20 protein-coding genes are annotated in these 21691 nt (G+C 66.5%); 13 read left to right on the forward strand and 7 right to left on the reverse strand.

Features of this window, described 5'->3' with window-relative positions; genetic code table 11:
* Positions 1 to 8: 8 nt before the first annotated feature.
* Both ACTJKQ_RS10345 and pyk read left to right on the forward strand, forming a co-directional pair.
* Entirely contained in the window at positions 9 to 794 is a 786-nt protein-coding gene (locus tag ACTJKQ_RS10345; RefSeq protein ID WP_440596771.1) for a CPBP family glutamic-type intramembrane protease, read from the forward strand.
* A 108-nt stretch (positions 795 to 902) separates the two neighbouring features.
* Positions 903 to 2339, forward strand: a complete 1437-nt coding sequence (gene pyk, locus ACTJKQ_RS10350; protein WP_056743254.1) for a pyruvate kinase — start codon at positions 903 to 905, stop codon at positions 2337 to 2339.
* Positions 2340 to 2412: 73 nt separating this feature from the next.
* On the opposite strand, the gene ACTJKQ_RS10355 is transcribed toward pyk, so the two are convergent.
* Both ACTJKQ_RS10355 and ACTJKQ_RS10360 read right to left on the reverse strand, forming a co-directional pair.
* A complete protein-coding gene (locus ACTJKQ_RS10355) occupies positions 2413 to 2976 on the reverse strand; it encodes a phosphatase PAP2 family protein (RefSeq protein ID WP_440596772.1) in 564 nt (187 codons plus the stop codon).
* Positions 2969 to 3721: a phosphatase PAP2 family protein gene (locus ACTJKQ_RS10360; protein WP_440596773.1), complete on the reverse strand. Its 753-nt coding sequence runs from the start codon at positions 3719 to 3721 to the stop codon at positions 2969 to 2971. Before ACTJKQ_RS10360 ends, ACTJKQ_RS10355 begins: the two co-directional genes overlap by 8 nt.
* Before the next feature lie 92 nt (positions 3722 to 3813).
* Between ACTJKQ_RS10360 and ACTJKQ_RS10365 the strand changes: the two genes are divergently transcribed.
* From ACTJKQ_RS10365 to ACTJKQ_RS10400, 8 genes are all read left to right on the forward strand, one after another.
* Positions 3814 to 4518: a response regulator gene (locus ACTJKQ_RS10365; RefSeq protein WP_056743258.1), complete on the forward strand. Its 705-nt coding sequence runs from the start codon at positions 3814 to 3816 to the stop codon at positions 4516 to 4518.
* Positions 4515 to 5906 carry a histidine kinase dimerization/phospho-acceptor domain-containing protein gene (locus ACTJKQ_RS10370; protein WP_260668835.1) on the forward strand — a complete coding sequence of 464 codons (1392 nt, stop codon included), beginning with the start codon at positions 4515 to 4517 and terminating at the stop codon, positions 5904 to 5906. The genes ACTJKQ_RS10365 and ACTJKQ_RS10370 overlap by 4 nt, the downstream gene beginning before the upstream one ends.
* Positions 5907 to 5997: 91 nt before the next feature.
* Positions 5998 to 7062 (forward strand): class II fructose-bisphosphate aldolase, encoded by a 1065-nt coding sequence (fba, locus tag ACTJKQ_RS10375; protein ID WP_099731867.1) that lies wholly within the window; start codon positions 5998 to 6000, stop codon positions 7060 to 7062.
* 316 nt (positions 7063 to 7378) lie between these two features.
* Complete coding sequence (locus tag ACTJKQ_RS10380) at positions 7379 to 8104, forward strand: hypothetical protein (RefSeq protein ID WP_260668834.1); 726 nt, start codon at positions 7379 to 7381, stop codon at positions 8102 to 8104.
* 63 nt (positions 8105 to 8167) lie between these two features.
* Positions 8168 to 9766 (forward strand): Re/Si-specific NAD(P)(+) transhydrogenase subunit alpha, encoded by a 1599-nt coding sequence (locus tag ACTJKQ_RS10385; RefSeq protein ID WP_440596774.1) that lies wholly within the window; start codon positions 8168 to 8170, stop codon positions 9764 to 9766.
* A 35-nt stretch (positions 9767 to 9801) separates the two neighbouring features.
* Positions 9802 to 11214, forward strand: a complete 1413-nt coding sequence (gene pntB / locus ACTJKQ_RS10390) for a Re/Si-specific NAD(P)(+) transhydrogenase subunit beta (protein ID WP_440596775.1) — start codon at positions 9802 to 9804, stop codon at positions 11212 to 11214.
* Between the two features lie 94 nt (positions 11215 to 11308).
* The gene (locus ACTJKQ_RS10395) at positions 11309 to 12988 is read left to right on the forward strand and encodes a long-chain-fatty-acid--CoA ligase (RefSeq protein WP_056068036.1); all 1680 of its coding nucleotides are present in this window, start codon (positions 11309 to 11311) and stop codon (positions 12986 to 12988) included.
* 118 nt (positions 12989 to 13106) lie between these two features.
* Positions 13107 to 13859: a 5'-methylthioadenosine/adenosylhomocysteine nucleosidase gene (locus ACTJKQ_RS10400; RefSeq protein WP_440596776.1), complete on the forward strand. Its 753-nt coding sequence runs from the start codon at positions 13107 to 13109 to the stop codon at positions 13857 to 13859.
* A 209-nt stretch (positions 13860 to 14068) separates the two neighbouring features.
* Here the strand turns inward: ACTJKQ_RS10400 and corA are convergent, their stop codons facing one another.
* The 5 genes from corA to ACTJKQ_RS10425 all read right to left on the reverse strand — a co-directional run bounded on the left by corA (position 14069) and on the right by ACTJKQ_RS10425 (position 18378).
* Positions 14069 to 15055: a magnesium/cobalt transporter CorA gene (gene corA, locus ACTJKQ_RS10405; protein WP_015016148.1), complete on the reverse strand. Its 987-nt coding sequence runs from the start codon at positions 15053 to 15055 to the stop codon at positions 14069 to 14071.
* 222 nt (positions 15056 to 15277) lie between these two features.
* Positions 15278 to 16060 carry a uracil-DNA glycosylase family protein gene (locus ACTJKQ_RS10410; protein WP_440596777.1) on the reverse strand — a complete coding sequence of 261 codons (783 nt, stop codon included), beginning with the start codon at positions 16058 to 16060 and terminating at the stop codon, positions 15278 to 15280.
* A 54-nt stretch (positions 16061 to 16114) separates the two neighbouring features.
* A complete protein-coding gene (rimI, locus tag ACTJKQ_RS10415; protein ID WP_056068154.1) occupies positions 16115 to 16615 on the reverse strand; it encodes a ribosomal protein S18-alanine N-acetyltransferase in 501 nt (166 codons plus the stop codon).
* A gap of 22 nt (positions 16616 to 16637) precedes the next feature.
* The gene (gene tsaB / locus ACTJKQ_RS10420; protein ID WP_440596778.1) at positions 16638 to 17351 is read right to left on the reverse strand and encodes a tRNA (adenosine(37)-N6)-threonylcarbamoyltransferase complex dimerization subunit type 1 TsaB; all 714 of its coding nucleotides are present in this window, start codon (positions 17349 to 17351) and stop codon (positions 16638 to 16640) included.
* A gap of 46 nt (positions 17352 to 17397) precedes the next feature.
* Positions 17398 to 18378 carry a DMT family transporter gene (locus ACTJKQ_RS10425; RefSeq protein WP_440596779.1) on the reverse strand — a complete coding sequence of 327 codons (981 nt, stop codon included), beginning with the start codon at positions 18376 to 18378 and terminating at the stop codon, positions 17398 to 17400.
* A gap of 78 nt (positions 18379 to 18456) precedes the next feature.
* On the opposite strand from ACTJKQ_RS10425, the gene dacB reads away from it, so the two are divergent.
* The 3 genes from dacB to ACTJKQ_RS10440 all read left to right on the forward strand — a co-directional run bounded on the left by dacB (position 18457) and on the right by ACTJKQ_RS10440 (position 21665).
* A complete protein-coding gene (dacB, locus tag ACTJKQ_RS10430; protein ID WP_440596780.1) occupies positions 18457 to 19932 on the forward strand; it encodes a D-alanyl-D-alanine carboxypeptidase/D-alanyl-D-alanine endopeptidase in 1476 nt (491 codons plus the stop codon).
* A 31-nt stretch (positions 19933 to 19963) separates the two neighbouring features.
* The gene (locus ACTJKQ_RS10435; RefSeq protein ID WP_015016142.1) at positions 19964 to 20233 is read left to right on the forward strand and encodes a SemiSWEET transporter; all 270 of its coding nucleotides are present in this window, start codon (positions 19964 to 19966) and stop codon (positions 20231 to 20233) included.
* A 133-nt stretch (positions 20234 to 20366) separates the two neighbouring features.
* On the forward strand, positions 20367 to 21665 hold the full coding sequence (locus ACTJKQ_RS10440; protein ID WP_440596781.1) for a lipase family protein: 1299 nt from the start codon (positions 20367 to 20369) through the stop codon (positions 21663 to 21665).
* Positions 21666 to 21691: the final 26 nt, after the last annotated feature.

Below are 21691 nucleotides of genomic sequence, written 5' to 3' on the forward strand. Positions count from 1 at the left end.
GCAAAACCATGGCCGTGGACACCGCTGCCGGGGCCGATGCGGCGCATGCTCCGGCTCAGCCCGGCAAGTGGCGGCTGGGCGGCGCGCTGTGGCTGCTGGGCATGCCCGGCGAGGTGGCGGTGGTCTGGACGCTGCTGCCCACCTTGAAGGCCAACGCAGCCCTGCTGCCGCTGCCGCCAGAGGTTGTGCTTTTGCTCAGCGGGTTGCAGACGTCGGTGCTCTTGGCGCTGGCCGTGGCGCTGGGGGTGTGGCTGTCGCCCCGCGTGGGTCTGCAGGCGCCCGCCGTGTCTGCCTGGTTGACCGGCCGACCCGCAGGGCCTGCACTGGGGGCCCAACTGCTGCCCGGCATCGTGGGCGGTGTGGCGGGCGCAGCGTGGCTGTGGGCGCTGTCCCTGCTGGCGCCCACGGCGCTCCAGCCCTCCGATCCTGCCAGTGCGATGCCGCTGGTGGTCAAGCTACTGTACGGCGGCATTACTGAAGAGCTGCTGGTGCGCTGGGGTGTGATGACCCTGCTGCTGTGGCTGGGCTGGCGCCTGTTGCAGCGTGGTCAGGGCAGACCTGGCAAGGGGCTGGTGGCTGTGGCGGTGGTATTGAGCGCTGTGTTGTTTGCCGTGGGGCATCTGCCTGCTGCGCAGGCGCTGGCCGGAGTGTTGACCGTGTCCGTGGTGGTGTTCGTGCTGGTGGGCAACACGGCCTTTGGTCTGGTGGCGGGCTGGCTCTATGCGCGCCACGGCCTGGAGGCCGCGGTCATTGCGCATGTGCTGGCGCATCTGCTGTCATCTCCGCTGCTCTGAGAGGCCGAGTCACGGTGCCGCTGCACGGGGTAACTCGCATGTAACCGCTTCGTGTGAGAATTGAAACTCGATTACATCCCCAACGACCGAGAGAAAAGAGACATGTCCATGCCTACCCGCCGCGCCACCAAGATTGTTGCCACCCTGGGTCCTGCATCGAGCGACCCGGCACTTCTGGAGGCGATGATCCGAGCGGGTGTGAACGTGGTGCGGCTGAACTTCAGCCACGGCAAGGCGCAGGACCACATCGACCGCGCCGCCACCGTGCGTGCCGCCGCCCAGCGCGCAGGCCGCGAGGTGGCCATCATGGCCGACCTGCAGGGGCCCAAGATCCGCGTGGGCAAGTTTGCCGAAGGCAAAGTGCAGCTGGAATCGGGTGCCAAATTCGTGCTCGACGCCTCGCGCACCGAGCTGGGCGACATCGAAGGCGTGGGGCTGGACTACAAGGAGCTGCCGCGTGACGTGAAAGCGGGTGACCTGCTGCTGCTCAACGATGGCCTGATCGTGCTCACCGTGGATGCGGTGCGCGGTGAAGAAGTACACACCACCGTCAAGGTGGGCGGCGAGCTGTCGAACAACAAGGGCATCAACAAGAAGGGCGGCGGCCTCACGGCACCGGCCTTGACGGCCAAGGACATGGAAGACATCCGCACGGCCATGAGCTTCCAGGCCGACTATGTAGCGGTGAGCTTTCCCAAGAACGCGACCGACATGGAAATGGCGCGCCAGCTGTGCAATGTGGCCGCGTCCGAGTACCGCCACAAGCCGGGCCTCATCGCCAAGATCGAGCGGGCCGAGGCCATCCCGCACCTGGAGGCCATCCTGCGCGTCTCCGACGGCATCATGGTGGCGCGTGGCGACCTGGCGGTAGAAGTCGGCAACGCGGCCGTGCCCGCGCTGCAAAAGAAGATGATCCGTATGGCGCGCGAGCTGGACAAGGTCGTGATCACCGCCACGCAGATGATGGAGAGCATGATCACCAACCCCGTGCCCACGCGCGCCGAGGTGAGTGACGTGGCCAACGCCGTGCTGGATGGCACGGACGCCGTGATGCTGAGTGCCGAGACGGCCGCAGGCCGCTACCCGCTCGAGACCGTGGAAGAGATGGCCACCATCTGCGCCGCGGCCGAAGCGGCGGAAGACCACCAGCTCGATGCCGACTTCACCGGCCAGACCTTTGGCCGCATCGACCAGTCCATTGCCATGGGCGCGTTGTTCACCGCCCACCACCTGGGCGCCAAGGCCATCGTCGCCATGACCGACAGTGGCGCGACGGCACTGTGGATGAGCCGGCACAGCATCCGCATCCCCATCTATGCGCTCACCCCCAAGGTGGCCACGCAACGCAAGATGGCCATGTACCGCAACGTGCGCCCTTTGCTGATGGACACCAGTGCCGACCGCGATACCGCGCTGGATCAGGCAGAGCGCCACCTCAAGAGCCGCAACATCGTGCAAAAGGGCGACGTGTACGCCATCACCTGCGGTGAGCCCATGGGCGCACCCGGCGGCACGAACATGCTGAAGATCTGCGTGGCCAGCTGACCGATCGAGGGGTTGCTCCCTCACCGCTGCGGGGCAGCGTCCCGGGCAAGAGTCCGGCGGCGCTGGGCGGCGGTCAGTGCGCGTTGCCTTGTGGCGACTTGTGCTCCAGGGCTGCTTGCCAGCGCGGTGCGCGCGCGGCCAGTGCGTGGATGGCCGCCGCTGCCAGCCCCCCGGTGACCAGGCCCGCCAGCACATCAGACGGGAAGTGCACTCCCAGGCAGACGCGGCTCCAGGCCATGGCGGCTGTGACCGCCGCGGCCAGCCAGGTCAGCCCGCGAACCGGCCGCAGGGCGAGACTGGCCGCCAGTGCGGCGGCGCCTGCCACATGCATGCTGGGAAAGCCTGCGCGCGCTGCGTGCTCGATCCACTGGACGCCAATGCCCAGCTGCGCAGGCCGCGGCGCCGGCACCGCCAGTCGCAACAGCTGTACTCCTACCCACGCCAGGGCCATGGACGCGAGCGCCAGCACCAGGGCGCGCCGCTGCGCTGCGTTGCCCAGCACAAAGCTGCCGAGCAGCAGGCCGCCCATGGCGGTGGGTAGTTGCTGTGACACCCACCGTGCCACCGCCACCACGGCAGGCAAGGTCGCGGCGTCGGCATTGAGGGCCTGAAACAGGGCCAGATCGAGTTCAAGCATGGGAGCTGTCCGGTGGCGTGGTGGTGCTGGCGAAATGCGGGAAGCGTGGACGCAGAGCCGTGGCCGCCAGGTCGCAAAGCCAGCCGGTGACCCAGCACAGCCAGCCCGTCCACAGTGTGTGGCTCATGAAATGGGCGCCCCGTACCTGCTGGGCCGCACCCAAGACGAACCCCGCCAGCAACGCACCCGCCAACCACCAGCGTGCGGCCGACGGTAGCTTGTGGCGCAATGCGAAGTAGCCTCCCAAAAAGGCGAATCCCGCCGACGCATGGCCCGCCGGAAAACAGCGGCCGCTGCCGCCATCGAGCACTCCCAGCGCCCAGTGCGACACATGGCGCGCCACGCCGCCAAATTGTGCGAGGTCCCACGGGCAACTGGTGGCGCTGAGGTTCTTGGTGATGCTGACCACGGCCAGCGAGAGCAGGGCGCTCACGGCCATCTGCAGGCGCTCGCTGGCGTCCAGCTTGCGCAGAAAGCCGCGCGGCCACCACACGCTCAGCGCCAGCAGGAGCACCAGCAGCCAGCCCAGACGGCGGGCGCCTTCATGCAGCACCTGCACAAAAAACCACTGGTCCCGCATCGGAAACCCGTTGGACGATCCAAACACCTGCGCAAACGCCAGGTCCTGCCCTGCGGCATCCCAGGCCACCACACAGGCCAGAGCGCCCAGGGTCCAGAAAAGCAGCGTGTGGCGGTGAGAGGGGGCGTGGGGTGTGATGGACGGCGTGACGGGCGAAGGCTGCATGTGCCGGAAGATAGGCGGGCGTACTTAACGCCGTCTTAAAGCCGGTGCCGCCCTTGTCCCGCCCCTGTCCGATGGGCTGCGACAATGCCTGCATGCGAATACTCGTGGTCGAAGACGATGCGGGCATAGCCAGTGGCCTGCGCAGCAATCTGCAGCAACGCGGCTATGCGGTGGATGTCAGTGACGGCGTCGCCAGTGCCTGGAGTGCCCTGCGCGCCGAGCGTTTTGACGCTGTGCTGCTGGACCTGGGGTTGGTGGACGGTGACGGTAGCGAACTGCTACGGCGTCTGCGCCTGAGCCCGCCCGCCACCGGGGCTGCATCGGCAGCTCTGCCGGACCCCGCTACGCCGGTCCTCATCGTCACGGCGCGTGACCAGGTGCACCAGCGCATCGCGGGGCTGGACCAGGGCGCCGATGACTACCTGACCAAGCCCTTTGATGTGGATGAATTGGACGCGCGTTTGCGGGCGCTGCTGCGGCGCGCGGCGGGACGGACGTCGCCCACCATCCGTCTGGGCGATATCGAGCTGGATCCAGCGACCCGCACGGTGCGCCAGCAAGGCAAACCCGTGGAAATGTCTCCGCGCGAGTTTTCCGTGTTGTTGGTGCTGCTGGAGGCGCGGGGTCGGGTGCTGTCGCGCCAGCAGATCGAGGAACGCCTGTACAGCTGGGATGCCGCTGTGGAGAGCAATGCGGTCGAGGTCCACATCCACCACCTGCGCCGCAAGCTGGGCAGTGCCTGTATCCAGACCATGCGCGGGGTGGGTTACTTCATGCCGCAGGAGAAACCGGCGTGAACGCACCCACCGCTCCTCGCCCGGCGCCAGCGCGTCGCCCATCGCTGACCCGGCAACTGTTGCTATGGTCGCTGGGGGCACTGGCCATTGTCTGGGGCAGCTTCGTCTTCATTGGCTACCAGACCGGTGTGCATGAGGCCGACGAGCTGACCGACGGGCACCTGGCCAGCGTGGCCGCGCTGCTGCTCAACCTGCGTGCCACCGAGGCGATGCAAGGCCCACAGCGGACCGAGCGCACCCCCACGCCATGGCTCAAATCGCACGATTACCAGCAGACCATCAGCGTGGTGCAGTGGGATGCGCAGGGGCGGGTGCTCTCCCTCACGGGTTCGGTGTCCGAGCCGCCTTTCAGCGATGCCGAGGGGTTTGCCGACCTCACGCTGGGCCCGGACAAGGTGGCCTGGCGCAGCTTCTCGCAATGGGATGCGGAGCGCACCCGCAAGATCATGGTGATGCTGGAGCTGCGCGAGCGGGACGAGCTGGCGGATGACATTGCCGGACAGCTCATCGAGCCTGGTCTGTGGTTGCTGCCTGTGGTGTCTCTGGCTCTGGGGCTCGCGCTGTGGCGCGGCTTGCGGCCTTTGTACGCGCTGTCGGCCGACGTGGCAGCGCTGGATCCGACCAGTACCCAGCGGCTGGCATCGCGCCATGCCTGGAGCGAGTTCGAGTCGGTCGTGGCATCGATCAATACCTTGCTGGACCGCCAGCAGGTCGCCATGGTGCGCGAGCGCCGCCTGGCCAATGAGGTGGCCCATGAATTGCGCACCCCGCTGTCCTCCATCGCGCTGCAGGCCAGCGCCCTGGCGGGGGAGCTGACGGAAGAGGCTCGTGCTCAGTCGCTGGCGCGCATCGGCCAGGATGCTCTGCGTGCGGGTCACGTTCTCAACCAGCTGCTGGCCCTGGCCCGCGCCAGCCGGGCCGAGCTGCACGAAGCCAAGGCGCCCGTGGACCTGAGCGCACTGGCGCGGTCGGTGTGCGCCGACTATGCCCAGGCGGCGTGGAAACGCGGCGACGACCTGGCCCTGTCGGCCCCGCCCGCGCTCACCGTGCCCGGCCATGCCGTGTTGCTGGACATCGCGGTGCGCAATCTGGTGGAAAACGCGCTCAAGCACACGCCCGAAGGCACCCGGATCGCCGTCCAGCTGCGCATGGCGGACGCTGGTGGCGTGTGGCTGCAGGTGTGTGATGACGGGGCGCGCCCGCAGGCCGGCGGCGCACCGGGCCGTGCGGCGGCGGTGCCGGTGGACAGCCTGCATCTGGGGCACGAAATCCTGCGCCGCGTGGCGGACATCCATGGGGGGCACTTTGGCGCAGCCCCTGCACCGGCGCCCTTTACCACCTGCTACCGGTTGGATTTGCCATCGCCCTCCGTGTCGGCCCCCGGTTAAAATTGCGAGTTACCAAGCGGTTACCACCGCATTGCCGGGCGCTATAGCGCCTCGCCCCCTCCTTCATCAACCCACCACGGACCCCACGACCATGCCCCTCGTTTCGATGCGCGAACTGCTCGACCATGCCGCTGCCAACAGCTATGGCATCCCTGCCTTCAACGTCAACAACCTGGAGCAGGTGCAGGCCGTGATGGCTGCTGCGGACGAAGTGGGCGCTCCCGTCATCCTGCAGGCCAGCGCTGGCGCACGCAAGTACGCGGGCGAGCCCTTCATCAAGCACCTGATCCAGGCGGCGGTCGAGGCCTTCCCCCACATCCCGCTGGTGATGCACCAGGACCACGGCACCTCGCCCAAGATTTGCCAGGGTGCCATCGACCTGGGCTTTGGCTCGGTGATGATGGACGGCTCGCTGATGGAAGACGGCAAGACCCCTTCGTCCTTCGACTACAACGTTGAAGTGACGCGCAAGGTGGTGGACATGGCGCACAAGGTGGGCGTTACGGTCGAAGGCGAACTGGGCTGCCTGGGCAACCTCGAAACCGGGGACGCGGGCGAAGAAGACGGCATTGGTGCCGTCGGCAAGCTCGACCACAGCCAGATGCTGACCGATCCCGAAGAAGCCGCCGTGTTTGTGAAGGCCACCCAGCTGGACGCCCTGGCCATCGCCATCGGCACCAGCCATGGCGCCTACAAGTTCAGCCGCAAGCCCACGGGCGACATCCTGGCCATCAGCCGCGTGAAGGAAATCCACCAGCGCATCCCCAACACCCACTTGGTGATGCATGGCTCCTCGTCGGTGCCTGCCGAGTTGCTGGCCATCATCAACCAGTACGGCGGCAAGATGAAGGAAACGTACGGCGTGCCCGTCGAGGAAATCCAGGAAGCCATCAAGCACGGCGTGCGCAAGATCAACATCGACACCGACATCCGTCTGGCGATGACGGGCGCGGTGCGCAAGTTCCTGTTTGAAAACCCCGACAAGTTCGACGCCCGCGAATGGCTCAAGCCCGCCCGCGAAGCGGCCAAGCAGGTGTGCAAGCAGCGTTACCTGGAGTTCGGCTGCGAAGGCCAGGGCAGCAAGATCAAGGGCCTGAGCCTGCAGGCCGTGGCCGCCCAGTACGCCTCGGGTGCGCTGGCCCAAGTGGTGAACTGATCGTTGGCACCAGGCCCTGCGGGGCCGCTGCCCAGCCTGGCTGCTTTGTGCTGCCAGGCTTTTTTTTACCTGTTTGCGGGGGGAGACTGGGGAGTTCCCTCTACTGCAGACAAAGGCGACAGCGACAAGATTTTCTTCATGTAAGCTCGTGGTCAGCTTGCCCACCGGCAGCGCCGCGAGAAGTGTCCGATACCAGGGCGCTTTCAACACATTTTCACCAGCTACACCGCGCTGGTTGTTGCATGGCAGAAGCCGTCGAGGGACGGACTTGGGTGCCGTGGGATGATTGAAGGCGAATTCGTATGAACCTTTCTCTATGACTCTGACCATTTCAAAGTTCCGGCGGCTGTTGCCTGTGTTGGCTGTGACGGTGTTCACGGTGGCGTGCGCGCCCCTGACCGTTCCTCCCAAGTCCGAATATCCAGTCGGGCGTGCCCGCCTTGTACTGCCGCCGGGGGCCTGGCAGGACCTGGGTACCTCCGAGGAAGCCATTGCAGGCTCCGGAGGACGTATTGCGCTCCAGACCCGCGATGTGGGCTTGCGGAATGCGCAGGGAGACTGGCTGGCCGTGTTGCGCGTGCAGACCAACCGCGCAGGAGACCTGAGTGGTTCTCCGCAGGGCATCGGTTATTGCCCCACCCAGCAGGACGTCACCGTGGAGGATGGCGCTGCAGGCAGCCCCGTGCGCGCAGACTGTCTGCGCCTCAAGCGGTGGGGAAGCAGTTCCCAGTGGCTGGACAAGAACCGGCCGGACCTTGTCGAGTGGCTCAGCACCCGCCAGATCACTCTGACCCAGCCCTATACCTATCTGAGCTATCGCTACGTGACGGAGGCGGGTGCCTGGGTGAAGGTCGATGCCTTGGTGGACCAGCGGCTGTTGCGTCCGGCTACGCGCAATAACGAGGAGTTCCTTGTGGCGGGAAGACCCGCGCTGCAATGGGGGCGTGACCTGGCCCAGGCCGTGCGCCTGAGCTCCGGCATGGTGGACGGCCATCTGGCCATTCCGCCCTTCCCGTTCCCTGCGCCCACATCCAAACCCTAGCGCGCCAGTCCTCCCCTGCCTGGCGGCCTTGCATAACGATTACGAAACTCGAGGAGACCTCTGATGCAGACAAGCCCCGTCCCGCAGCCGCAGCGTATCGGCGTGCCAAGGGAAACCTTTCCCGGTGAAAAGCGCGTGGCCACCGTGCCCGATGTGGTGGAGAAGCTGATCAAGCTGGGCTTCACTGTCACGGTGGAGTCTGGGGCTGGGGATGCCGCCAACTTCAGTGACGACGCCTACCGCGCTGCGGGCGCCGAGATCGTGGGCGACGCTGCCGCGCTGTGGGCTGCATCCGATATCGTTTTCAAGGTCCGCCCGCCCAGCAGCGATGAAGTGGCGCTGATGCGCGAGGGCACGACGCTCATCGACTTCATCTGGCCCGCCCAGAACCCCGAACTGATGCAGCAGTTGTCGGCCCGCAAGGCGACGGTGCTGGCCATCGACTGCCTGCCGCGCACGCTCTCGCGTGCCCAGAAGATGGACGCGCTCACTTCCACCGCAGGCGTCAGCGGCTACCGCGCCGTTATCGAGGCGGCCAATGCCTTCGGCCGCTTCTTCAACGGCCAGATCACGGCCGCAGGCAAAGTGCCGCCCGCCAAGGTGTTCATTGCTGGCGCTGGCGTGGCCGGTCTTGCCGCCATTGGCACCGCAGCCAACCTGGGCGCCATCGTGCGCGCCAATGACACCCGTGCCGAGGTGGCCGACCAGGTCAAGTCGCTGGGCGGCGAGTTCGTCAAGGTGGACTACGAGGAAGAAGGCTCGGGCGGCGGCGGCTATGCCAAGGTCATGAGCGAGGGCTTTCAGGCTGCGCAGCGCAAGATGTACGCCGAGCAGGCCAAGGACGCCGACATCATCATCACCACCGCGCTGATTCCGGGCAAGCCCGCGCCCAAGCTCATCACCGCCGAGATGGTGCAGAGCATGAAGCCCGGCAGCGTGATCGTGGACATGGCGGCCGAGCAGGGCGGCAACTGCGAGCTGACCGTGCCCGGCCAGGCCGTGGTGCGCCATGGTGTGACCATCGTCGGCTACACCGACCTGGCCTCGCGCCTGGCCAAGCAGTCGTCCACGCTGTATGCCACCAACCTGTTGCGCCTGACGGAAGAGCTGTGCAAGGCCAAGGACGGCGTGGCCGTGGTCAATATGGAGGACGACGCGATCCGCGGCCTCACTGTGGTCAAGGAAGGCTCGATCACCTGGCCTGCGCCGCCGCTCAAGCAGGCGCCGGCACCCGCGCCCAAGGCGGCAGCCCCGGTGGCCGAGAAGAAATCGAGCCACGGCACAGGCGCACCCATGTCCGCCAAGACGCTGACCATCGTTTTTGCCGTGCTGGCTGTGCTGTTCTGGGCCATCGGTGCCTACGCTCCCGTGGCCTTCCTGGGGCACTTCACGGTGTTCGTGCTGGCCTGCTTCATCGGCTACATGGTGGTGTGGAACGTTACACCCGCGCTGCACACGCCGCTGATGAGCGTGACCAACGCCATCTCCAGCATCATCGCCATCGGCGCGCTGGTGCAGATTGCGCCGCCCGATGCGGGCGTCAACGGGCGCCCGGACGGGCTGATCCTGTGGCTGGCCTTTGCGGCCCTGGTGCTCACGGCCATCAACATGTTCGGCGGCTTTGCGGTCACGCGCCGCATGCTCGCCATGTTCCGCAAGTAATCCGATAACGACAAGAACAACGAGGAGCACAGAACATGTCCCAAAGTCTCGCTACCGTGGCCTACCTGGGCGCGGCCATTTTGTTCATCCTGAGCCTGGGTGGGCTCTCCAACCCTGAAACCTCGCGCCGGGGCAACCTGTTCGGCATGGTCGGCATGGCGCTGGCCGTGCTGGCCACGGTGTTCGGCCCGCGCGTGAGCCCCGCAGGTGTGGCCTGGATCGTCGGCGCTCTGGTCATTGGCGGCGGTATCGGCCTGTATGCGGCCAAGGTCGTCAAGATGACCCAGATGCCCGAACTGGTCGCGCTCATGCACAGCCTGGTGGGCCTTGCGGCCTGCCTGGTGGGGTTTGCCAGCTATGTCGATACCTCGATTCAGCTGCAGGGTGCCGAGAAGATCATCCACGAGGTGGAGATTTATGTGGGCATCCTGATTGGTGCCGTCACGTTCAGCGGCTCGCTGGTTGCCTTTGGCAAGCTCAACGGAAAGATCGGCGGCAAGCCGCTGCTGCTGCCCGGCCGCCACTGGCTCAACCTGGCCGCGCTGCTGATCGTGATCTGGTTTGGCCGTGAGTTCCTGCGCGCCGAGACCGTCGAGCAAGGCATGGTGCCGCTCATGGTGATGACGGTGATTGCGCTGCTGTTCGGTATCCACATGGTCATGGCCATTGGTGGTGCCGACATGCCGGTGGTGGTGTCCATGCTCAACAGCTACTCGGGCTGGGCGGCGGCGGCCACGGGCTTCATGCTGTCCAACGACCTGCTCATCGTGACCGGCGCGCTCGTGGGTTCTTCGGGCGCCATCCTGTCCTACATCATGTGCAATGCGATGAACCGCAATTTCATCAGCGTGATTGCGGGGGGCTTTGGTTCGGGCGCGGGCAAGCCCGCCAAAAAGGGCGAAGCTGCCGAGCCTCAGGGCGAGGCCGTACCCGTCAGCTCCGCTGAGACGGCCGAGCTGCTGCGCGACGCCAAGAGCGTCATCATCGTGCCCGGTTACGGCATGGCCGTAGCCCAGGCGCAGCACACGGTGTACGAGATCACCAAGACCCTGCGCGAGAAGGGTGTGGATGTGCGCTTTGCCATCCACCCCGTGGCAGGCCGCATGCCCGGCCACATGAACGTGTTGCTGGCCGAGGCCAAGGTGCCCTACGACATCGTGATGGAGATGGACGAGATCAACGAGGATTTCCCCGATGCCGACGTGGCCATGGTCATTGGCGCCAACGACATCGTGAACCCCAGCGCGCTGGACGATCCGTCCAGCCCCATCGCTGGCATGCCGGTGCTCGAAGTGTGGAAGGCCAAGACCTCCATCGTGATGAAGCGCTCGATGGCCTCGGGCTATGCGGGGGTGGACAACCCCTTGTTCTACAAGGACAACAACCGCATGCTGTTTGGCGATGCCAAGAAAATGCTGGATGAGGTACTGACCGCGCTCAAGAGCTGACGGGCATAATTCCTCCACAATAAAAGCACGATCGTGCTGAAAAACATCGGCGTGCTTGCAGGACCCCCATAAAACCTACCAGGAGACAATCCCAATGACCGACCGCCCGTGGCTGGCCGCCTATCCACAAGGTGTTCCCGCAGACATCGACACCACGCAGTACAGCTCCCTTGTGGCGCTGATGGACGAGGCGTTCAAGAAGTACGCCAACCGCGTGGCCTACAGCTTCATGGGCAAGGACGTGACCTACGCCCAGACCGATTCGCTCTCCAGCGCTTTTGCTGCCTATCTGCAGGGCCTGGGGCTGGTCAAGGGCGACCGCGTGGCCATCATGATGCCCAACGTGCCCCAGTACCCGGTGACCGTGGCGGCCGTGCTGCGCGCGGGCTTTGTGGTCGTCAACGTGAACCCGCTGTACACGCCGCGCGAGCTGGAGCACCAGCTCAAGGACTCGGGCGCCAAGGCCATCGTCATCATCGAGAACTTTGCCACCACGCTGGAGCAGTGCATCGCGCACACGCCCGTCAAGCACGTGGTGCTGTGCGCCATGGGTGACCAGCTCGGTCTGCTCAAAGGGACCCTGGTCAACTACGTGGTGCGCAACGTCAAGAAGATGGTGCCCGCCTACAACCTGCCGGGTGCGGTGCGCTTCAATGACGCCGTGGCCCAGGGCACGCGCGGCACCCTCAAGAAGCCCGACATCAAGCCCGACGACATCGCGCTGCTGCAGTACACCGGCGGCACCACGGGCGTCAGCAAGGGCGCGGTGCTGCTGCACCGCAACGTGATCGCCAACGTGCTGCAGTCCGAGGCCTGGAACGAGCCCGTGATGAAGAAGGTGCCCGCAGGTGAGCAGCCCACCAGCATCTGCGCGCTGCCGCTGTACCACATCTTCGCGTTCACGGTGAACATGATGCTGAGCATGCGCACGGGCGGCAAGACCATCCTGATCCCCAACCCGCGCGACCTGCCTGCGGTGCTCAAGGAGCTGTCCAAGCACACCTTCCACAGCTTCCCGGCCGTCAACACGCTGTTCAACGGCCTGGCCAACCACCCGGACTTCAACACCGTCAACTGGAAGAACCTCAAGGTCTCGGTGGGTGGTGGCATGGCGGTGCAGGGTGCTGTGGCCAAGCTCTGGCTCGAAAAGACGGGTTGCCCCATCTGCGAAGGGTATGGCCTGTCGGAGACCAGCCCTTCGGCCAGCTGCAACCCCACCACCAGCACCGAATACACCGGCACCATCGGCGTGCCGCTGCCCAGCACCTCCATGAAGCTGCTGGACGATGAAGGCCGTGAGGTCACCACGCTGGGCGAGCCGGGCGAAATCGCCATCAAGGGCCCTCAGGTGATGGCCGGCTACTGGCAACGTCCCGATGAAACCGCCAAGGTCATGACCGAAGACGGCTACTTCAAGTCGGGCGACATCGGCGTGATGGATGCGCGCGGCTTCTTCAAGATCGTGGACCGCAAGAAGGACATGGTGCTGGTCAGCGGCTTCAACGTGTACCCCAACGAGGTCGAAGAAGTGGTGGCCAACTGCCCTGGCGTGCTCGAATGCGCCGTGGTGGGCGTGCCCGACGAAAAGACCGGCGAGGCCGTGAAGCTCGTGATCGTGAAGAAGGACCCGGCGCTCACCGAAGCGCAGGTCAAGGAGTTCTGCCGCCACGAGCTCACGGGTTACAAGCAGCCCAAGGTGATCGAGTTCCGCACCGAGCTGCCCAAGACCCCCGTGGGCAAAATCCTGCGCCGCGAACTGCGCGACAAGAAGTGACGCGGCCTGCTGGCACGTCACAATCCCCAGGCGGCTTCGGCCGCCTTTTTTGCGACCGCGCTGCCCAGGATGGCGCGGGTGTTTTGTGGCCCCATGACATGACCCCAAGGACCTTTGCATGAGCACTGCCATTCTGAGTGCGCTGCCCGAAGAACAGAGCTCGCTGGTGCAACAGCTGGCGCACCCGCAGCGGCTGATGCACGCCGGCCGCGCGTTCTGGCGCGGAGAGCTGCACGACCGCCCGGTGGTGCTGGCGCTGTCGGGCATCGGCAAGGTGGCTGCTGCCACCACGGCCACGGCCTTGATCGAACATTTTGGGGTGGCGCGCATTGTCTTCACGGGCGTCGCGGGCGGGGTCGGCGACGGGGTTCACCGGGGCGATGTGGTGGTGGCGCAAGACTATGTGCAGCACGACATGGATGCCTCGCCGCTGTTCCCTCGGTGGGAGCTGCCGGGCTACGCACGCACCCGCTTGGCGTGCGATCCGGTACTGACGGCTATGCTTTTGGAAGCTGCCAACCTATGCGTCACTAGCGCAAGCGGTCTCTGGGGCTTGAAAAATATCGATGGGGGTGCCCATCGGGCGCACCAGGGCCTGGTGGCCAGCGGCGATCGTTTTGTGGCCACCGCACAAGAGTCCGAGCGCCTGTGCACCTCCCTGCGCGCGGCCGGGCACGATGTGCTGGCCGTGGAGATGGAGGGTGCCGCCGTCGCCCAGGTGTGCCATGACTACAGCCTGCCCTTTGCCGCGGTGCGCACCATCTCCGACCGCGCCGACGACGACGCACACGGCGACTTCGCCCAATTCGTGCAGACCGTGGCCAGCCGGTACGCCGAGCACATGGTGCTGTCGTTTTTAAAAAAACTATGAAATTGATAGCGGCTAAGGCATGTTGCACTAGCGCTTGCGGCAGATTTTCCCTCTAAAGAGGACTCCACCGCATCCCATTTGCCGTTCGATACGATGCGCTGCAACCGGCGCTATGTATCTATATCTACCAGCGCCACCGCGGAACCGGCTTTGCCGGGCCGCTGGAGGCGTCCCCCCTCGGGGGGAAGGCGCGCAGCGCCACAGGGGGGCTACTTCAGCCAGCCCCGTTTGCGGAAGTACCACATGGGCCCGAGCGCGCTCGCCAGCATCAGTCCCAGCGCATACGGGTAGCCCAGCGACCAGTCCAGTTCGGGCATGAACTTGAAGTTCATGCCGTACACGCTGGCGATCAGCGTGGGCGGCAGCAAGGCAACGCTGGCCACCGAGAAGATCTTGATGATCTTGTTCTGGTTGATGTTGATGAAACCGACCGTGGCGTCCATCAAGAAGTTGATCTTGTCGAACAGGAACGCCGTGTGGTTGTCCAGCGACTCGATGTCGCGCAGGATCTGGCGGGCTTCCTCGAACTGCTCGGAGTTGAGCATCTTGGAGCGCATCATGAAGCTCACGGCGCGGCGGGTGTCCATCACGTTGCGGCGGATGCGGCCGTTCAAGTCTTCCTGGCGCGCGATGGCGGCCAGCACCTCGCCGGCGCGGGTGTCGGTCACGTCGCCCGCCAGCACCTGTTTGCTCACGGCCTCCAGCTCGTCGTAGATGTTCTCCAGCGTGTCGGCCGAATATTCGGCGTCGGCGTCGAACAGCTTGAGCAGCACTTCCTTGGCATCTTCGATGAGGCCGGGCGCGCGGCGTGCGCGCATGCGCAGCAGGCGGAACACGGGCACGTCTTCATCGTGGATGGAGAACAGCACGCCCCGGCTTTTCAGGTTGGTGTTGTGCTGGTTCAGGATGAAGGCCACGCGCACCGAACGGGGGTCTTCGTCGTCATCGATCAAGAAGTCGCTGCGGATGTGCAGCTCGCCGTTGTCTTCCTCGTAGAAGCGGGCGGATTCCTCGATGTCCTCGTCCATCGCATCCTCGGGGATGGACAGGCCGTAGTGCTGCTTGATCCAACGCTTCTCTTCGAGCGTGGGGGCTTCCAGGTCCACCCAGATCGGCTGGAACTTGGTCAGCTCTTCCAGGGACTCGATTTCTTCCTGGAACAGCCGGCCATTGGCGAGCGTAAAGATGTTGAGCATGGGCTCACTCCCTTGTTTTTTGGCGTCTGCGGTGTGGGGGTAGGGGTGCTTTCAACCCCACAGCAGTCAAATGCGCCGGGAGCTGAAAGCTACCAACTCGGGTAGGTTTCCAAGGAGCTGTCTCCGTAAAAATTAGGCAAGCGGCGGATTATGGCACCGGGCGATGATCTCGCCGGTCCGGCGGGGGGCATGGAAGGGGGCTGGGGCCCTGCCAACAGGCTCTCAGCCCTCGGCCTCGGCACTGCGCACCATGGCCAGCGCCCGGCACAGGTCGGCCCAGGCGGCGGCCTTGTTGTCCTGCGAGCGCAGCAAAAAGGCGGGGTCGTAGGTCACCACCGCCGGGCACCCGGCCAGCACATGCGGACCTGCGCGCAGGCGGCCCAGGGGCTCGGTGCGGCCCAGCGCCGCGCGTGCCGCCACATGGCCCAGCACCAGCACCATGGCGGGCTGCAGGTGGGCCACGGTGTCGGCAAGGGTGGCCGGGATATCGGCGCTGGCTTCCGTGCCGGGCGCAGACCGTTCCAGCACGGCCAGGAACACGCGCGGGTGCCGGTGCAATTGCATGGCCCGCAGCATGTTGTCGAGCAGGCGGCCCGCATCGCCACCCAGGGGCTCGGCGGGCGTCATGCTCTCGGCCACGATGAGCCAGCCCCGGCCCAGCCCGGCGGGCGTGTGTGCCGGGTCGGCGGTGGGGTAGAGCGCCTGTGCCGGGTGCAGGCGCAGGGCGGGCGTGGCCGTGCCTGTGGTGGCCGGTGCAGGAGCGGGCGGTGCGCTGCGGCTGGTGGTGTGGGCTGGGGGCGCTGGGGGGCGCTCGGCGAGCGCAGGGGACGGTGTCTGTGTTTGTGCGCGCGGCGGCGCCATGGCAGGTGCTGCCACGGCCGCAGGAGCCGCAGAGGCGGTTGCCGGGGGCTGGGCGATGGCCTCCTGGGCGGGGGATGGGCCCCACACGGTGACGCCCATTTCTTGCAGCATGGCGCGCTGGCGCGCATCGAGGTGGAGGCTCATACGGAAAGAAAACAGGCCATCGGTGTTTCAGCAGGTACGGGGTGCGGTGCGGGGTCAGAGCGCCAGGCTCATGACCACGGCATCTTCGCGCTGTCCGTGTGCTGCGGGGTAGTAACGCTTGCGGTCGCCCACGCGGCGGAATCCGTGGGTCTGGTAGATCTGCTGGGCGCGTAGGTTGCTCGCCCGCACCTCCAACCACAGCCATTGTGCACCGCGCCCGCGTGACCACAAGGCCAGGGCGTCCAGCAGCACGCGGGCCCAGCCCTGGCGCTGGTATTCGGGGGTGACGGTGATGTTGAGCAGGTGCACCTCATCCACCCCCATCATGGCCACAAAGTAGCCCAGCAGATGGTCGTCTGCCATCAGGAGCTGCGTCTCGTAGCCAGACGCCATGGCGTCCGTGAAGTTGCCACGTGTCCAGGGGTGCGAATAGGCGCGCTGCTCCACGGCCAGCACGGCATCGAGCCGGGCCAGGGTCAGGGCCTCAAAGCGCGCCTCGGGGCGGTTTTGGCTGGCATCGGACGGCGATGTGGAGGAGGTAGGCAGTGCGCTCATGCTGGATTCGTTCACCCTTTTTTCAGGGCGCCACAGCCGCCTGGGCGGCGCGCAGTGCGGCGCGTTCAGCGGTGGTTTGCGCCACTTTATCGCGGATATAGCGCGGCAGGGCGTCACCAGCGGCCACGGCATGGCCCGCGGCAATCAGCGCGGGCGCCAGGCGCAGCAGGGCCGTGGCGGTGGGTAAAGCAGTGATGTGCGTGGCGGTCGGTGCCAGCCGGTCGCCATAGGCTGCGCGGGCATTGCCGGCTACCGTCCAGCCATCGGGCGGCTGCACCGACTCGGGCGCCCCCAGGCCAAAGTCTTCGTCTGCCTGCCAGCGGGCTTCGGCGGGCAACCATTCGCAACGCGCGTGGTAGACCTCGTCCATGCGGGCATCCAGCACCGCCACCACGTGGGTACAGCCGTGTTGCTGGCGTGCTTCCTCCGCCACGGCCAGCAGGGTGTCCACGGGCAATACCGGCACGCCCTGACCGCCCTTGGCGCCAAAGGCCAGCCCCTGGGCCACGGCGCAGGCGGTGCGCAGTCCGGTGAAAGAGCCGGGGCCGCGCCCGAACACCACCGCATCCAGCATGTCGAAAGTCAGGCCCGCCTGCGCCATCAGCGCACGCACGGCGGGGATCAGCGCCGCCGAGGCCTGTGCGCCCCCCGGCCCCTGGTGCTGCCAGACCCCATCGCCATGCTGCACGGCGATGGAGAGGGTGTCGGTGCTGGTGTCAAAGGCGAGCAGATTCATGGGCAGGGTCGGAAGATCTTGGGTGGCGCGGTCGGCGAGCAGGCGCTCAGGAGGTGGCTGTGGCTGGGGTGGACGGGGCCTGGCTTTTGCGCAGCACGCCCAGGAGGATACCGGCGGTGACCAGCAGCAGGCCGGCCACCAGATTCCAGTGCATCGGCTCGTCCAGGAAAATCACCGCCCCCATGGCGGACAGACCGGGCACCAGCGCCGTGATCATGGTCGAGCGCACGGGGCCGTAGTGCTGGATCATGCGCGTGAAGCCAATGCCGGAGACCACCACGGAGCCACCACCCTGGAACAGCATCTGGAACGCAATCTCGCTCCATGGCGCCTGGGCCAGGTGGCTGGTGACCGCGCCCAGCCAGACCAGCAGCGCATAGCTGGGCAGGTACACCACGCAGGCAAACGCGGTGATGGCGATGGTGGCCTGCACCGCATCGACCGCGTGGCGCCGCGCCAGCACGCTGTAGGTGGCCCAGGACGACGCTGCCAGCATGAACAGCAGGTCGCCCTTCCAGACGTCCCCGCCCGAAAACGCCGCCAGCAGGCTGCGCCCACCCACCAGCAGGTCGCCCGCCACGATCAGCGCCAGGCCTGCAGCGCGCAGCGGCGTGATGTGGTCGCGCAGCAACCAGGCGGCCAGCAGCGCCGTCCACAGCGGCAAGCTGCCCGGCATGAGCACCGCCGCATGGGTGGCCGGTGCATGGAAGAACCCTGAATAGGCCAGCAGTGCGTACAGCAGCCCGCCAAAGCTGCCCAGCAGCGCCGTGGTGCGCAAGGGCAAGGGGGAGATACCCGCCAGGCTGCACGGCGGTGCCGAGGCCCCCAATGCCGTCTGGCGCCGTCGCACCATCCACCAGCCCCAGGGCAGCAGCACCAGGCTGGCGCCCACGATGCGCAGCAGTGCGATGTCGAACGGGGTGAGCGTGCGCTGGGCCGAGGCGCGGGCGATGATGATGAAGCCCGTCCAGATGGTGACGGTGACCACGGCCGCCAGCAGGCCGATGGTGCGGGGAGAAAAACGCATCGCGCGATTATCGGCGCCCGCCGCATGCCTTGCTGGCGCGGGGCCTGGTGCGGGTGCGCGGGCGATAGACTCCCCGCCATGTTGTCTGTTTCTGCTCTTTGGCGCCGCCGTGTGCTGCGTGGTGTGGTGGGTTGTGCGGCTGCGTGGCTAGTGGCTGCAGGCGGGGCGGGCCTGGCGGGGGCGCAGACGGGCGGGCCGCCTGCTGGCTCGCTGCCGCCCGAGGTGGAGGCCGCCCTGGCGCGCGCCAAGCTGCCGCGCGAGTCCTTGTCGGTGGTGGTGGTGGACGCGCAAGCTGCCGGCAAGGCCAGCCCGCGCCTTGCACACCGTGCCCAGGTGCCTGTGAACCCCGCGTCGGTGATGAAGCTGGTGACCACCTATGCAGCGCTGGAGCAGCTGGGCCCTGCCTATGTATGGAACACGCCGGTGTATGTGCAAGGCACGGTGCAGGACGGCAGCCTGCGGGGCAATGTCTACATCCAGGGCCAGGGCGACCCCAAGCTGGTCATGGAGCGGTTGTGGCTGCTGATGCGGCGGCTGCAGGGCCAGGGCATCCAGGTCATCGTGGGCGATATCGTGCTGGACCGCACGGCGTTCGACGTGCCGGACCAGGACCCGGCACGGTTTGATGGCGAGCCGCTGCGGCCCTACAACGCCTCACCGGACGCCCTGCTGCTCAACTACAAATCGTCGGTGATGACCTTTGTGCCCGATGCGGCCGCCGGCCTGGCGCGCGTCCAGTACGACCCGCCCCTGGCCGGGATGCAGCGCCAGCCCACCGTGGCGCTGGCGGCGCCGGGCGCCGACTGTGGCGACTGGCGCACTGCGTTGCGGGCGGAGCTGTCGGACCCCTCCAAGGTGTCTTTTCAGGGCGTGTACCCCGCTGCGTGTGGCGAGCGCGTGTGGCCGGTGGCTGCGGCCGACCCGCGCGGCTTTGCGGCGCGGGCGGTGGAGGGCATGTGGCGCGAACTGGGCGGCAAGCTCACGGGCAGCGTGCGCGACGGCAAGGTGCCCCCGGGCCTCAAGCCCGCGTTTGTGGTCCCGTCCCCTGCACTGGCCGAGGTAGTGCGCGACGTGAACAAGTACAGCAACAACGTGATGGCGCAGCAGGTCTTTCTGACCCTGGCGCTGCAAAAAAATGGCGTGGCCACATTCGACGGCGCCCGCGAGGTGCTGCGCCAGTGGTGGCAGGCCCGCATGGGCGATGCCGACCTGCCGCAGGTGGACAACGGCGCCGGGCTCAGCCGCGACGCACGCCTGACCGCACAGGCCCTGGCCCGCATGCTGCAGGTGGCCTGGGTATCGCCCATGATGCCCGAGCTGGTGGCGTCGCTGCCGATCACGGGCGTGGACGGCACGCTGCGCCGCAGCCAGAGCCGTGCTGGCACCGCCCACCTCAAGACGGGCAGCCTGCGCGACGTGATGGCCGTTGCAGGCTATGTGCATGCCGCCAGCGGGCGCCGCTATGTGCTGGTGGCGGTGGTCAACCACGCCAATGCAGGGGCAGCGCGGCCCGTGCTCGACAGCCTCATCGACTGGACGGCGCGCGAGCAGTGAATAATCGCTGCTGCCCTGCGTTTTCCCCACCATGCAACTCCATGAACTGATCGGCTACCTGGCCGCCTGCCTGACCACCTGCAGCTTTGTGCCGCAGGCCCTGCACACCTTTCGCACGCGGGACGTGAGCGGTATCTCGCTGGGCATGTACAGCGTCTTTACCGTGGGGGTCGCGCTGTGGCTGGCCTACGGCCTGGCGCTGGCGGCCTGGCCCATCGTGGTGGCCAATGCCATCACCCTAGCCCTCGCGGGCACCATCCTGGGCATGAAGGTTTTGTACGGCGTACGCCGTCCTGACTGACTGGTCTAACAGGCCTGCTCGCGCTGTCGCCTAGGTGTCTGGCGGCGCCCGTCCTCCCGCGTTATCCCCTATGGATGCTGCAGCGCAGGTGCGCGCACGATGCGTCGTTCTTCACTGACCGAGGTATCCATCCATGACCTATTTCCGCCTTACCTGTGTGGCCGCTGCAACGGTCCTGCTTGTCGCCTGCGGTGGCTCTGACGACCCGGCGCGCGGCGCACTGATTGACCCCCCCGCCACGCTCACGACGCTCACCGTGGCGCAGATCGACGCGGCCACGGCCAGCAGCGGCCTGCAGGCGATCAGCGGCAAGGCCAAGTGCGATGTGAAGGTGGTGTCGCTGAACTATGCGACCGTGGGTGCCAAGAGCGGCGAAAACACCAACGCCTCGGGCGTGATGCTGGTGCCGGCCGGCGCCTGCACCACCGCAGCGCCGCTGGTGGCCTATGCCAAGGGCACCGATGTGCAAAAGCCCCGCACCCTGGCCAACCCGCAGGACAGCGAAACCTTCCTGCTGGCCGCCATGTACGCTGCGCAGGGCTATGCCGTGGTAGCCACCGACTACCTGGGCTTTGCCAAGTCGGGCTACAGCTATCACCCCTACCTGCATGCGGATTCAGAAGCCACCTCGGTCATCGACTCGGTGCGTGCTGCACGCAATGCGGCAGGCACGGTGGGTGCCACGCTGTCGGGCAAGGTGATGTTCACCGGGTACTCGCAGGGCGGCCACTCGTCCATGGCGGCGCAGCGCGCAGCCGAGCGGGACTACGGCAACGAATTCAATGTGGTCGCAGGCGCGCACCTGGCAGGCCCCTACAACCTGTCGGGCTCGCTGCGCATTCCGGACGCGATCGCGGGCGTGCAGTTCTTTGTGCCCTACCTTGTCACGGCCTGGCAGAAGGTCTATGGCAACGTCTATACCGACGTGAAGGATGTGTTCAAGGCGCCGTACTCCGGCTACATCGAGAACCTGCTGCCCAACCCCACGCTCAACTACACCACCCTGGTGACCACGGGCACGCTGCCCTCGGGCACGCCCAACCAGGCGCGTGACGCGCTGTTCCAGTCGGCGTTCATCACCGGCTCCCAGACCAGCACCACCCACCCGCTGTACCTGGCCGCCAAAAAGAACGACCTGCTGGGCTGGACCCCCAAGGCGCGTGTGATGCTGTGTGGCGGTGCTGGCGACCCCACGGTACCCCCAGCCGTCCACATGGCCGTCATGAAAGCCGACTTTGACAGCCGGGGTGTGACGAACGTCAACACAGTCGATGTGGACGCTGCCATCCAGGCCACCTACGGCCCTGGCGGCAAGGCGCCCACCGACCCTAACTCGGCAGCCTTTGCCACCTACTACGGCAGCTACCACGGCACCTACGAGCCGCCGTTCTGCCATGCGCAGGCCAAGGCCGTGTTCGACACCGTCAAATGACAGCCGTGATGCCTATGTGAAGCGCT

It is taken from the genome of Acidovorax sp. 22279 (assembly GCF_052045435.1).
Taxonomy (GTDB): Bacteria; Pseudomonadota; Gammaproteobacteria; order Burkholderiales; family Burkholderiaceae_C; genus Acidovorax; species Acidovorax delafieldii.